Source organism: Bradyrhizobium sp. USDA 4472, from assembly GCF_054058595.1.
In genome coordinates, this window is the sequence record NZ_JBSSAM010000001.1 from 6,293,593 (window position 1) to 6,309,857 (window position 16,265).

General features: G+C 65.3%; 1 protein-coding gene. It reads left to right on the forward strand.

Translation table 11 applies throughout. From position 1 onward, the window contains the following. Positions 1-929 precede the first annotated feature (929 nt). Positions 930-16,241, forward strand: a complete 15,312-nt coding sequence (locus ACVWZ4_RS29615) for a VCBS domain-containing protein (protein ID WP_456790416.1) — start codon at positions 930-932, stop codon at positions 16,239-16,241. Positions 16,242-16,265 lie beyond the last annotated feature (24 nt).

Here is a 16,265-nt window from a genome sequence, read left to right on the forward strand (position 1 = left end):
ATCAGGTTTTGCAGCCGTGCTTCACGATGGGATAGCTCGCGCACTGAACCAGCGTCCAATCGCAAGTTTTCAGGAAATCATAACTGGCAGGAATGTCGCCAAGGCTGGCGTCCCGTTACGGTGCGAGGAGGTCGCAAAGGGTCAATCGCGACGGTTTGGCTCGACGGCGTGGTCTACCCCTGACAGCCGACATCTCTTCCGCCGTGTGGCAGGGATGGATCGGTCATAAGGAGGCGAAAGCGGCCAAGCCCGGCGATCTCCGCTACCGTGAATCGCTCGGACGACCTCGCAGCGCGCATTTCGAGACCAAGATCGTAGATTACGGCCGTAGCTATTGCGGCGTGCGCCGAAAAACACGAAGCATTCAAGGCAATGCGGAGGAGGGAGTATCCTCTCGCATACGCCGGGTCCCTCCAGGATCCGCTCAAGCACCCGTGTACAGAGAAATCAACTCGTTTTCGTTGGCCCGTGCGAGTCCGGTTATCCGGAATGGGTAGCCCGGGGTTGTGCTGGATGGAGTGATTTCCGCGGCGTATTCCAACCGTGTTTCGGCACATTGGGGGTGCCCTGCCCTTAGCAGAGTTGGGGGAGTGTGCAGTGAATCGCATTAGTCGTACCGGGATGGCCGGACCACCGGTCAACCCATTCGAATTTCAAGCGTGCCTCCCGCAAATTTCGAACTGGCCCTGGTCGCGCGACATTTCTCTGGGCTCCCCATCAATCCTGAAAATTTGTCCGCCCGCTCAGATCGATTGCCCGTTCGCGCCTGCACGCGGAGTTGGTGAGGACATCGCGATCGCAGAGCACGATCCGTTCGCGCAGGTGCGGTCAGCTCCGACTGCCATGCCACCAAGACAATCAAGCTTTTTGTCGAGGGTATGAGCGCGCCGGGGGCATTCCAGGCATTCGTTTCAGTGGAGAGTTCGTCGATGACGCCTACCAGCAAGCGCGAGATCGCCTTCATCGACCCCGGTGTCGAGGACCTAGAGACGTTGCTTCACGGCATCCGGTCAGACGTTGAACCGATCTTGCTCTCCAGCGATGAACCGGCTTCCCGCCAGATGGCGCGAGCGATCCGAGGCAGCAGAGGACTGGAAGCGATCCACATTATCGCTCACGGACGACCGGGTGAGCTGGCTTTCTCGGCGGGATTGCTTTCGCTTGATACGATTGACCGGGAAGCCGGTGAGCTGGTTCTTCTCGGCGACGCTATCGGACAGCGCGGAGAACTCCGCTTGTGGAGCTGTGCGGTGGCGCGAAGCGAGCAGGGCGCAGCGTTCGTCCGCGCGCTCGCGAACGTAACCGGAGCCAAGGTAGCGGCATCCGAGCGGCGCGTCGGCGCCGCCGCGCGTGGTGGACGTTGGGAACTCGCCTCGATCGCAACTATGGCGCCGTGTCAGCCGCCGATCACGACCAAGGGGCAGCGGGCATATGCGGGCGTGCTGGACACCAGCAACACCACAATTTCTGGAAACAACAGCACCAACGCACTGACCGTCACTGGAAGCAATGACAAGATCAGCGATGGCAACGGAACGAATACCGTCACCGTAACGGGCAACAGCAACACCGTCTCTGACGGTAACGGAACCAACGCCATCACTGTGACCGGGAACAATGATTCGGTTAGCGACGGCAACGGCACCAATACGATAACGGTTACAGGCAACAACAATGTCATAAGCGATGGCAATGGCTCCAACACGATCATCGCCAGCGGCAACAACGCGACCATCAGCGATGGCAATGGGGGCAACCTGATCTACGCGGCCGGGACCAGCGGCACGAACAGCATCAGCGATGGCAACGGGACCAATGTCATCGTTGCTGGAAGCGGGACAGATACGATCGTTAGCGGTAACGGCGCCAACATCATTTATGCCGGCGCGGGAAACGACACGATCAATGTCGGGAATGGCACCGATGTCATCATTGCGGGCTCCGGCAGTGATGTCATCAGTGCGGGCAACGGCAGCGATCTCGCGATCTATGCCCTTTCCGACCACTACAAGGTGGTCAACTTAGGCGGCTCATCGCAGTTGCAGTCGCTGGCGGGCGACGTGGACAAGTATAATGGTGGGGGCGGCACTGATACGATTCGTATCGTCGTTACTGCGGATGAATACGCGCTGATCAAATCGCAACTGACACAGTATGCGAACTGGCTGGCCGCGAACCAATGCAGTAGCGCGAGCTATTCCTTCAATTTCGCCGCGGGAACCTCCGGCACCGGTGCCTCGACCAGCGGGGGCGGCCTCGTCCTCAATGGTTGGGAGGCGCTCCAGGTTCAAATCGTCAATCCCGGTACGATTGGTCTGGCTGTTGGCGCGACTTCGAGCAGCGGCTCGCTCAATAGCCTCAATCTCTTCACCAACACGCTCGGCACCAGCTCGACCAGCTTCACCGACACATTCAAAATCGTGGGCGTTGCTGCCGGCAACGGTGCTCCGACCGCGACCTCGTTGGATCCGTCGCTCAACGTGGCGCAGTATCTCCAAGGGACAGCGAGCCTGCCGACCTCCTACACGGTGGCAGGGACAGATGGAAAACTCACGGTCTACGCCGACGGAACCTATAGCTATACGGTGACGTCTTTCACGACAGCCACTGACGTGTTTACGCTTTCAACCCTCGATCAGAATGGATTTGTCACTTCGACCACCCTGACATTTGGGATGCCGAACCACGGGCCCACGATCGTGGCCGGATCGACCACGGCGACCGGTGCCTTCTCCGAGCTGAGTGGGCAGACCGGCTCGACCACGGCGGACAGTGCGTCGGGCTCGATCGCGTTTGCCGATGTCGATCTGTCGGATACGCACACGGTGACCCAGGGCACACCGAGCTTCGCCTGGTCGGGCGGCAGCCTGACCGCAGGCCAGATCAGCGCGCTGACCGCGGCCAGCACGCTGACGCTGACCAAGACCGACAGCACCGGCTCCGGCTCGGGCAGCGTGGCCTGGGGCTACAGCGCCCAGGACAAGAGCTTCGACTTCCTGGCCGCCGGCCAGACCCTGACGGTGACCTATGCCGTCAGCATCAATGACGGTCACGGTGGGACCACCAGCCAGAACGTGATGGTGACCATCGCCGGGACCAACGACACTCCGGTGATCACCAGCGGCGCACAGACGGGCGCGATCACGGAGGTGGCGGGCCAGACCGGCGCGACGAGCCCCGACAGCGCGACGGGCACGGTGACGTTCAGCGACGCGGATCTGTCGGACACGCACAGTGTGACCATCACGGGTGTGACGTCGAGCGGGGTGACCAGCGGGCTTGCCGACAACGCCACGCTTCTGAGTTGGCTGACGTTGGGAACGCTCACCGACTCGACCAACGGTGTGACCGGCTCGGATGGCTGGAGCTTCGCGGCGCAGGACAAGAGCTTCGACTATCTGGCGGCCGGTCAGACGGTCACGCTGACCTACACGGTGCAGGTGGCCGATACCCATGGCGGCACCACCAGCCAGAACGTGGTGGTGACCATCACCGGCACCAACGACGCGCCGAGCATTGTGGCCGGCTCCACCACGGCGACCGGTGCCTTCTCCGAGCTGAGTGGGCAGACCGGCTCGACCACGGCGGACAGTGCGTCGGGCTCGATCGCGTTTGCCGACGTCGATCTGTCGGATACGCACACGGTCAGCCAGGGGACGCCCAGCTTCGCCTGGTCGGGCGGCAGCCTGACCGCGGGCCAGATCAGCGCGCTGACCGCGGCCAGTACGCTGACGCTGACCAAGACCGACAGCATCGGCTCCGGCTCGGGCAGCGTGGCCTGGGGCTACAGCGCCCAGGACAAGAGCTTCGACTTCCTGGCGGCCGGCCAGACCCTGACGGTGACCTATGCCGTCAGCATCAATGACGGTCACGGCGGCACCACCAGCCAGAACGTGGTGGTGACCATCGCCGGGACCAACGACACTCCGGTGATCACCTCGAGCGCGCAGGGCGCGGCGCTGAGCGAGCTGACGGGGCAGACCGGCTCGACGAGCCCCGACAGCGCGACGGGCACGGTGACGTTCAGCGACGCGGATCTGTCGGACACGCACAGCGTGACCATCACGGGTGTGACGTCGAGCGGGGTGACCAGCGGGCTTGCCGACAACGCCACGCTTCTGAGTTGGCTGACGTTGGGAACGCTCACCGACTCGACCAACGGTGTGACCGGCTCGGATGGCTGGAGCTTCGCGGCGCAGGACAAGAGCTTCGACTATCTGGCCCAGGGCGAGAGCGTGACGCTGACCTACACGGTGCAGGTGGCGGACACCCATGGCGGGACCACCAGCCAGAACGTGGTGATCACCATCACCGGGACCAACGATCAGCCGGTGATCACCAGCGGCGCACAGACGGGCGCGATCACGGAGGTGGCGGGCCAGACCGGCGCGACGAGCCCCGACAGCGCGACGGGCACGGTGACGTTCAGCGACGCGGATCTGTCGGACACGCACAGCGTGACCATCACGGGTGTGACGTCGAGCGGGGTGACCAGCGGGCTTGCCGACAACGCCACGCTTCTGAGTTGGCTGACGTTGGGAACGCTCACCGACTCGACCAACGGTGTGACCGGCTCGGATGGCTGGAGCTTCGCGGCGCAGGACAAGAGCTTCGACTATCTCGCCCAGGGCGAGAGCGTGACGCTGACCTACACGGTGCAGGTGGCGGACACCCACGGCGGGACCACCAGCCAGAACGTGGTGATCACCATCACCGGGACCAACGACGCGCCGAGCATTGTGGCCGGCTCCACCACGGCGACCGGTGCCTTCTCCGAGCTGAGTGGGCAGACCGGCTCGACGAGCCCCGACAGCGCGACGGGCACGGTGACGTTCAGCGACGCGGATCTGTCCGACACGCATAGCGTGACCATCACGGGTGTGACGTCGAGCGGGGTGACCAGCGGGCTTGCCGACAACGCCACGCTTCTGAGTTGGCTGACGTTGGGAACGCTCACCGACTCGACCAACGGGGTGACCGGCTCGGATGGCTGGAGCTTTGCGGCGCAGGACAAGAGCTTCGACTATCTGGCCCAGGGCGAGAGCGTGACGCTGACCTACACGGTGCAGGTGGCGGACACCCACGGCGGGACCACCAGCCAGAACGTCGTGGTGACCATCACCGGGACCAACGACGCGCCGAGCATTGTGGCCGGCTCGACCACGGCGACCGGTGCCTTCTCCGAGCTGAGTGGGCAGACCGGCTCGACGAGCCCCGACAGCGCGACGGGCACGGTGACGTTCAGCGACGCGGATCGGTCGGACACGCACAGCGTGACCATCACGGGTGTGACGTCGAGCGGGGTGACCAGCGGGCTTGCCGACAACGCCACCGTGAAAAGCTGGCTGTCGCTCGGCGCACTGAGCGACGCCACGGGCGGTGTGACCGGCTCGGATGGCTGGAGCTTTGCGGCGCAGGACAAGAGCTTCGACTATCTGGCCCAGGGCGAGAGCGTGACGCTGACCTACACGGTTGAGGTGGCGGACACCCATGGCGGCACCACCAGCCAGAACGTCGTGGTGACCATCACAGGGACCAACGACGCGCCGAGCATTGTGGCCGGCTCCACCACGGCGACCGGTGCCTTCTCCGAGCTGAGTGGGCAGACCGGCTCGACGAGCCCCGACAGCGCGACAGGCACGGTGACGTTCAGCGACGCGGATCTCAGCGATACCCACACCGCGACGGTGACCGGGGTGAGCACCTCCGGCACGACCTCCGGCCTGCCGACGAACGCCACGCTTCTGAGTTGGCTGACGTTGGGAACGCTCACCGACTCGACCAACGGCGTGACCGGCTCGGATGGCTGGAGCTTTGCGGCGCAGGACAAGAGCTTCGACTATCTGGCCCAGGGCGAGAGCGTGACGCTGACCTACACGGTTGAGGTGGCGGACACCCATGGCGGGACCACGTCGCAGAACGTGGTGATCACCATCACCGGGACCAACGATCAGCCGGTGATCACCTCGAGCGCGCAGGGCGCGGCGCTGAGCGAGCTGACGGGCCAGACCGGCTCGACCACCAACGATACCGCGAGCGGCGCGGTGGCCTTCACCGATGCCGATCTCAGCGATACCCACACCGCGACGGTGACCGGGGTGAGCACCTCCGGCACGACCTCCGGCCTGCCGACGAACGCCACGCTTCTGAGTTGGCTGTCGCTCGGCGCACTGAGCGACGCCACGGGCGGGGTGACCGGCTCGGATGGCTGGAGCTTTGCGGCGCAGGACAAGAGCTTCGACTATCTGGCCCAGGGCGAGAGCGTGACGCTGACCTACACGGTTGAGGTGGCGGACACCCATGGCGGGACCACGTCGCAGAACGTGGTGATCACCATCACCGGGACCAATGATCAGCCGGTGATCACCTCGAGCGCGCAGGGCGCGGCGCTGAGCGAGCTGACGGGGCAGACCGGCTCGACCACCAACGATACCGCGAGCGGCGCGGTGACGTTCAGCGACGCGGATCTGTCGGACACGCACAGCGTGACCATCACGGGTGTGACGTCGAGCGGGGTGACCAGCGGGCTTGCCGACAACGCCACCGTGAAAAGCTGGCTGTCGCTCGGCGCACTGAGCGACGCCACGGGCGGTGTGACCGGCTCGGATGGCTGGAGCTTTGCGGCGCAGGACAAGAGCTTCGACTATCTGGCCCAGGGCGAGAGCGTGACGCTAACCTACACGGTTGAGGTGGCGGACACCCACGGCGGGACCACCAGCCAGAACGTGGTGATCACCATCACCGGCACCAACGACACTCCGGTGATCACCAGCGGCGCACAGACGGGCGCGATCACGGAGTTGGCGGGCCAGACCGGCTCGACCACCAACGATACCGCGAGCGGCGCGGTGACCTTCACCGATGCCGATCTCAGCGATACCCACACCGCGACGGTAACCGGGGTGAGCACCTCCGGCACGACCTCCGGCCTGCCGACGAACGCCACGCTTCTGAGTTGGCTGTCGCTCGGCGCACTGAGCGACGCCACGGGCGGGGTGACCGGCTCGGATGGCTGGAGCTTCGCGGCCCAGGACAAGAGCTTCGACTATCTCGCCCAGGGCGAGAGCGTGACGCTGACCTACACGGTTGAGGTGGCGGACACCCATGGCGGGACCACCAGCCAGAACGTGGTGATCACCATCACCGGGACCAACGATCAGCCGGTGATCACCAGCGGCGCACAGACGGGCGCGATCACGGAGGTGGCGGGCCAGACCGGCTCGACCACCAACGATACCGCGAGCGGCGCGGTGACCTTCACCGATGCCGATCTCAGCGATACCCACACCGCGACGGTAACCGGGGTGAGCACCTCCGGCACGACCTCCGGCCTGCCGACGAACGCCACGCTTCTGAGTTGGCTGACGGTGGGAACGCTCACCGACTCGACCAACGGCGTGACCGGCTCGGATGGCTGGAGCTTTGCGGCGCAGGACAAGAGCTTCGACTATCTGGCCCAGGGCGAGAGCGTGACGCTGACCTACACGGTTGAGGTGGCGGACACCCATGGCGGCACCACGTCGCAGAACGTGGTGGTGACCATCACCGGGACCAACGATCAGCCGGTGATCACCTCGAGCGCGCAGGGCGCGGCGCTGAGCGAGCTGACGGGGCAGACCGGCTCGACGAGCCCCGACAGCGCGACGGGCACGGTGACGTTCAGCGACGCGGATCTATCCGACACGCACAGCGTGACCATCACGGGTGTGACGTCGAGCGGGGTGACCAGCGGGCTTGCCGACAACGCCACCGTGAAAAGCTGGCTGAGCCTGGGCGCGCTGAGCGACGCCACGGGCGGGGTGACCGGCTCGGATGGCTGGAGCTTTGCGGCGCAGGACAAGAGCTTCGACTATCTGGCCCAGGGCGAGAGCGTGACGCTGACCTACACGGTTGAGGTGGCGGACACCCATGGCGGCACCACCAGCCAGAACGTCGTGGTGACCATCACAGGGACCAACGACGCGCCGAGCATTGTGGCCGGCTCCACCACGGCGACCGGTGCCTTCTCCGAGCTGAGTGGGCAGACCGGCTCGACGAGCCCCGACAGCGCGACAGGCACGGTGACGTTCAGCGACGCGGATCTCAGCGATACCCACACCGCGACGGTGACCGGGGTGAGCACCTCCGGCACGACCTCCGGCCTGCCGACGAACGCCACGCTTCTGAGTTGGCTGACGTTGGGAACGCTCACCGACTCGACCAACGGCGTGACCGGCTCGGATGGCTGGAGCTTTGCGGCGCAGGACAAGAGCTTCGACTATCTGGCCCAGGGCGAGAGCGTGACGCTGACCTACACGGTTGAGGTGGCGGACACCCATGGCGGGACCACGTCGCAGAACGTGGTGATCACCATCACCGGGACCAACGATCAGCCGGTGATCACCTCGAGCGCGCAGGGCGCGGCGCTGAGCGAGCTGACGGGCCAGACCGGCTCGACCACCAACGATACCGCGAGCGGCGCGGTGGCCTTCACCGATGCCGATCTCAGCGATACCCACACCGCGACGGTGACCGGGGTGAGCACCTCCGGCACGACCTCCGGCCTGCCGACGAACGCCACGCTTCTGAGTTGGCTGTCGCTCGGCGCACTGAGCGACGCCACGGGCGGGGTGACCGGCTCGGATGGCTGGAGCTTTGCGGCGCAGGACAAGAGCTTCGACTATCTGGCCCAGGGCGAGAGCGTGACGCTGACCTACACGGTTGAGGTGGCGGACACCCATGGCGGGACCACGTCGCAGAACGTGGTGATCACCATCACCGGGACCAATGATCAGCCGGTGATCACCTCGAGCGCGCAGGGCGCGGCGCTGAGCGAGCTGACGGGGCAGACCGGCTCGACCACCAACGATACCGCGAGCGGCGCGGTGACGTTCAGCGACGCGGATCTGTCGGACACGCACAGCGTGACCATCACGGGTGTGACGTCGAGCGGGGTGACCAGCGGGCTTGCCGACAACGCCACCGTGAAAAGCTGGCTGTCGCTGGGCGCGCTGAGCGACGCCACGGGCGGGGTGACCGGCTCGGATGGCTGGAGCTTTGCGGCGCAGGACAAGAGCTTCGACTATCTCGCCCAGGGCGAGAGCGTGACGCTGACCTACACGGTGCAGGTGGCCGACACCCACGGCGGGACCACGTCGCAGAACGTGGTGATCACCATCACCGGGACCAACGACACTCCGGTGATCACCTCGAGCGCGCAGGGCGCGGCGCTGAGCGAGCTGACGGGCCAGACCGGCTCGACCACCAACGATACCGCGAGCGGCGCGGTGACGTTCAGCGACGCGGATCTGTCGGACACGCACAGCGTGACCATCACGGGTGTGACGTCGAGCGGGGTGACCAGCGGGCTTGCCGACAACGCCACGCTTCTGAGTTGGCTGACGTTGGGAACGCTCACCGACTCGACCAACGGTGTGACCGGCTCGGATGGCTGGAGCTTCGCGGCGCAGGACAAGAGCTTCGACTATCTCGCCCAGGGCGAGAGCGTGACGCTGACCTACACGGTGCAGGTGGCGGACACCCACGGCGGGACCACCAGCCAGAACGTCGTGGTGACCATCACCGGGACCAACGACGCGCCGAGCATTGTGGCCGGCTCGACCACGGCGACCGGTGCCTTCTCCGAGCTGAGTGGGCAGACCGGCTCGACGAGCCCCGACAGCGCGACGGGCACGGTGACGTTCAGCGACGCGGATCTGTCGGACACGCACAGCGTGACCATCACGGGTGTGACGTCGAGCGGGGTGACCAGCGGGCTTGCCGACAACGCCACCGTGAAAAGCTGGCTGTCGCTGGGCGCGCTGAGCGACGCCACGGGCGGTGTGACCGGCTCGGATGGCTGGAGCTTTGCGGCGCAGGACAAGAGCTTCGACTATCTCGCCCAGGGCGAGAGCGTGACGCTAACCTACACGGTTGAGGTGGCGGACACCCACGGCGGGACCACCAGCCAGAACGTGGTGATCACCATCACCGGGACCAACGATCAGCCGGTGATCACCTCGAGCGCGCAGGGCGCCTCGCTGAGCGAGCTGACGGGCCAGACCGGCTCGACCACCAACGATACCGCGAGCGGCGCGGTGACCTTCACCGATGCCGATCTCAGCGATACCCACACCGCGACGGTAACCGGGGTGAGCACTTCCGGCACGACCTCCGGCCTGCCGACGAACGCCACGCTTCTGAGTTGGCTGACGTTGGGAACGCTCACCGACTCGACCAACGGCGTGACCGGCTCGGATGGCTGGAGCTTCGCGGCGCAGGACAAGAGCTTCGACTATCTGGCGGCCGGTCAGACGGTCACGTTGACCTACACGGTGCAGGTGGCCGATACCCACGGCGCCACCACCAGCCAGAACGTGGTGGTGACCATCACCGGGACCAATGACGCGCCGAGCATTGTGGCCGGCTCCACCACGGCGACCGGTGCCTTCTCCGAGCTGAGTGGGCAGACCGGCTCGACCACGGCGGACAGTGCGTCGGGCTCGATCGCGTTTGCCGACGTCGATCTGTCGGATACGCACACGGTCAGCCAGGGGACGCCCAGCTTCGCCTGGTCGGGCGGCAGCCTGACCGCGGGCCAGATCAGCGCGCTGACCGCGGCCAGTACGCTGACGCTGACCAAGACCGACAGCATCGGCTCCGGCTCGGGCAGCGTGGCCTGGGGCTACAGCGCCCAGGACAAGAGCTTCGACTTCCTGGCCGCCGGCCAGACCCTGACAGCGACCTATGCCGTCAGCATCAATGACGGTCACGGCGGCACCACCAGCCAGAACGTGGTGATCACCATCACCGGGACCAACGACACTCCGGTGATCACCTCGAGCGCGCAGGGCGCGGCGCTGAGCGAACTGACGGGGCAGACCGGCTCGACGAGCCCCGACAGCGCGACGGGCGCGGTGACGTTCAGCGACGCGGATCTGTCGGACACGCACAGCGTGACCATCACGGGTGTGACGTCGAGCGGGGTGACCAGCGGGCTTGCCGACAACGCCACCGTGAAAAGCTGGCTGTCGCTGGGCGCGCTGAGCGACGCCACGGGCGGGGTGACCGGCTCGGATGGCTGGAGCTTTGCGGCGCAGGACAAGAGCTTCGACTATCTCGCCCAGGGCGAGAGCGTGACGCTAACCTACACGGTTGAGGTGGCGGACACCCACGGCGGGACCACCAGCCAGAACGTGGTGATCACCATCACCGGGACCAACGATCAGCCGGTGATCACCTCGAGCGCGCAGGGCGCCTCGCTGAGCGAGCTGACGGGCCAGACCGGCTCGACCACCAACGATACCGCGAGCGGCGCGGTGACCTTCACCGATGCCGATCTCAGCGATACCCACACCGCGACGGTAACCGGGGTGAGCACTTCCGGCACGACCTCCGGCCTGCCGACGAACGCCACGCTTCTGAGTTGGCTGTCGCTCGGCGCACTGAGCGACGCCACGGGCGGTGTGACCGGCTCGGATGGCTGGAGCTTTGCGGCGCAGGACAAGAGCTTCGACTATCTCGCCCAGGGCGAGAGCGTGACGCTAACCTACACGGTTGAGGTGGCGGACACCCACGGCGGCACCACCAGCCAGAACGTGGTGATCACCATCACCGGGACCAACGATCAGCCGGTGATCACCAGCGGCGCACAGACGGGCGCGATCACGGAGGTGGCGGGCCAGACCAGCTCGACCACCAACGATACCGCGAGCGGCGCGGTGACGTTCAGCGACGCGGATCTGTCGGACACGCACAGCGTGACCATCACGGGTGTGACGTCGAGCGGGGTGACCAGCGGGCTTGCCGACAACGCCACCGTGAAAAGCTGGCTGTCGCTCGGCGCGCTGAGCGACGCCACGGGCGGGGTGACCGGCTCGGATGGCTGGAGCTTCGCGGCGCAGGACAAGAGCTTCGACTATCTCGCCCAGGGCGAGAGCGTGACGCTGACCTACACGGTGCAGGTGGCGGACACCCATGGCGGCACCACCAGCCAGAACGTCATGGTGACCATCACCGGGACCAACGATCAGCCGGTGATCACCTCGAGCGCGCAGGGCGCCTCGCTGAGCGAGCTGACGGGCCAGACCGGCTCGACGAGCCCCGACAGCGCGACGGGCACGGTGACGTTCACCGATGCGGATCTGTCCGACACGCACAGCGTGACCATCACGGGTGTGACGTCGAGCGGGGTGACCAGCGGGCTTGCCGACAACGCCACCGTGAAAAGCTGGCTGTCGCTGGGCGCGCTGAGCGACGCCACGGGCGGTGTGACCGGCTCGGATGGCTGGAGCTTTGCGGCGCAGGACAAGAGCTTCGACTATCTCGCCCAGGGCGAGAGCGTGACGCTAACCTACACGGTTGAGGTGGCCGATACCCATGGCGGCACCACCAGCCAGAACGTGGTGGTGACCATCACCGGCACCAACGACGCGCCGAGCATTGTGGCCGGCTCCACCACGGCGACCGGTGCCTTCTCCGAGCTGAGTGGGCAGACCGGCTCGACCACGGCGGACAGTGCGTCGGGCTCGATCGCGTTTGCCGATGTCGATCTGTCGGATAGCCACACGGTCAGCCAGGGCACGCCCAGCTTCGCCTGGTCGGGCGGCAGCCTGACCGCAGGCCAGATCAGCGCGCTGACCGCGGCCAGTACGCTGACGCTGACCAAGACCGACAGCACCGGCTCCGGCTCGGGCAGCGTGGCCTGGGGCTACAGCGCCCAGGACAAGAGCTTCGACTTCCTGGCCGCCGGCCAGACCCTGACAGCGACCTATGCCGTCAGCATCAATGACGGTCACGGCGGCACCACCAGCCAGAACGTGGTGGTGACCATCGCCGGGACCAACGACACTCCGGTGATCACCAGCGGCGCACAGACGGGCGCGATCACGGAGGTGGCGGGCCAGACCGGCTCGACCACCAACGATACCGCGAGCGGCGCGGTGACCTTCACCGATGCCGATCTCAGCGATACCCACGCCGCGACGGTGACCGGGGTGAGCACCTCCGGCACGACCTCCGGCCTGCCGACGAACGCCACGCTTCTGAGTTGGCTGACGTTGGGAACGCTCACCGACTCGACCAACGGTGTGACCGGCTCGGATGGCTGGAGCTTCGCGGCGCAGGACAAGAGCTTCGACTATCTGGCGGCCGGTCAGACGGTCACGCTGACCTACACGGTTGAGGTGGCGGACACCCATGGCGGGACCACGTCGCAGAACGTGGTGATCACCATCACCGGGACCAACGATCAGCCGGTGATCACCTCGAGCGCGCAGGGCGCCTCGCTGAGCGAGCTGGCGGGCCAGGCCGGCTCGACCACCAACGATACCGCGAGCGGCGCGGTGACCTTCACCGATGCCGATCTCAGCGATACCCACACCGCGACGGTGACCGGGGTGAGCACCTCCGGCACGACCTCCGGCCTGCCGACGAACGCCACGCTTCTGAGTTGGCTGACGTTGGGAACGCTCACCGACTCGACCAACGGTGTGACCGGCTCGGATGGCTGGAGCTTCGCGGCGCAGGACAAGAGCTTCGACTATCTGGCGGCCGGTCAGACGGTCACGTTGACCTACACGGTGCAGGTGGCCGATACCCACGGCGCCACCACCAGCCAGAACGTGGTGGTGACCATCACCGGGACCAATGACGCGCCGAGCATTGTGGCCGGCTCCACCACGGCGACCGGTGCCTTCTCCGAGCTGAGTGGGCAGACCGGCTCGACCACGGCGGACAGTGCGTCGGGCTCGATCGCGTTTGCCGATGTCGATCTGTCGGATAGCCACACGGTCAGCCAGGGCACGCCCAGCTTTGCCTGGTCGGGCGGCAGCCTGACCGCAGGCCAGATCAGCGCGCTGACCGCGGCCAGCACGCTGACGCTGACCCAGACCGACAGCACCGGCTCCGGCTCGGGCAGCGTGGCCTGGGGCTACAGCGCCCAGGACAAGAGCTTCGACTTCCTGGCGGCCGGCCAGACCCTGACAGCGACCTATGCCGTCAGCATCAATGACGGTCACGGCGGCACCACGTCGCAGAACGTGGTGGTGACCATCACCGGGACCAACGACACTCCGGTGATCACCAGCGGCGCACAGACCGGCGCGATCACGGAGGTGGCGGGCCAGACCGGCTCGACCACCAACGATACCGCGAGCGGCGCGGTGACCTTCACCGATGCCGATCTCAGCGATACCCACACCGCGACGGTGACCGGGGTGACCACCTCCGGCACGACCTCCGGCCTGCCGACGAACGCCACGCTTCTGAGTTGGCTGTCGCTCGGCGCGCTGAGCGACGCCACGGGCGGTGTGACCGGCTCGGATAACTGGAGCTTCGCGGCCCAGGACAAGAGCTTCGACTATCTGGCGGCCGGTCAGACGGTCACGCTGACCTACACGGTGCAGGTGGCCGATACCCACGGCGGCACCACCAGCCAGAACGTGGTGGTGACCATCACCGGGACAGATGATGCTCCAGTGAACACGGTCCCAAGCAATCAGTCAATGAACAAGAACGGTAGCTTGGTATTCAGTTCGTCAAACCACAACCAAATCAGCATTTCCGACGTAGATAACGCCAGTCATACTGTAACCCTGAGCGGGACCTTTTCAGGAGGATCGTTCACGATCACTCTTGGAAGTACAACAGGACTAAGCTCCGTAACAGGCAATGGTACGTCAGCGGTTACATTGAGTGGTACCGATACGGCTATTAACAACGCGCTATCGGGCATGCACTGGGACCCACAGAACGGAAAAGCCGGCTCTGGTGGTCTGACAATTCAGACTTCAGATGGAAGCCTTTCAGCTACAAGTACCATCGGAATCACCGTTCAGCCAGCAGGTGTTTCGGGCAGTCCCATCGATCTCGGTCTGGAGAACGTTGGCTCACAGCAGCCTGTGACGCTCGAGCTCCATGGCGTTCCGATCGGCTGGGCATTGAGCGGAGGAATTGAAGATAGCCAAGGCAATTGGAGTATTCTAACGACCGATCCGGGCAGCGTCACAACCCTTACGCCGACAACCTTCGTCGGAGCACAACTACTCTCAATAGTCCAAAGCTGGACGGATCCGAATGGAAATACTTTCGACATTCATCTGTTAGACAATGTTGAAGCTTACGCGCCCGGCACTCCTATCTTCGCCTGGTCTGGCAACGACACCTTAACTGGCTCGAGCGGCCACGATACGTTCGTCTTCTCCCAGCCGATTGGCAACGATGTCGTGCACAGCTTCGACGTATCGTCGGATGTGATCGACCTGATCAGCTACGGTTGGCAGAGCTTTGCCGACGTTCAGGCTCACACCGCGGACGACGCCAACGGCAATGCCCTGATCACGCTTGCCGATGGCCAGACGATCACGCTCGATGGCGTGCATGCGGCGGACCTGACCGCGGCGAATTTCGAGTTCGACGTGACGCCGACGGTCGAGAATCCAGGCGCAATGACCATCGGCGATGGCGCGATGCTGCCGTTGTCTGGCATCATCCACAACACCGGGACGATCGAGCTTCACGCCTCCGGTGACGACACGCTGCTGCAGCTGATCCAGACCGGGATCACGCTCGACGGCGGCGGCCAGGTGGTCCTGTCCGACGATGACCACAACGTCATTGCCGGCACGGCTCCCAACGTCACGCTCGACAACGTCGACAACGTGATCTCGGGCGCGGGCCAGATCGGGCAGGGCAGCCTGATGCTGAGCAACCAGGGCACCATCGACGCCACCGGGACCCATGCCCTGGTGATCGATACCGGTGCCAACGTGATCGCCAACGCCGGTACGCTGGAGGCGGCCGGTTCGGGTGGGCTCGTCCTAGAGAGCGCGGTCGCCAACAACGGTCAGATCTGGGCCAATGGCGGCAACGTCACAGCCGAGGGCGAGGTGACCGGCAACGGCAACGCCTTGATCAGCGGGGCCGGTACTATCGAGTTCGGGGCAGGTTCTACGGCAGGCGTCGCCTTCGACACGACTGCTGCCGGACACCTGATCCTGGACGACGCCTTCCACTTCTCCGGCACGGTGAGCGGTCTCACCGGTAACGACGACATCGATATCAGGGGCATCGGCTTCGGCGCCGGCACGACGGTGAGCTTCATTGAAAATCAAGCCGGGACCGGTGGCACTTTGACCGTTTCGGACGGCGCACACGCAGCGAACATCGTCCTGCTTGGGCAATATGACCCGACTGGCTTTACCGAGAAGGCCGACACAACGAACGGAACGCTGATCAGCTATGACCCGCACCACATCGTTTGAGGGTCGTGACTTGTGAATTTCCTT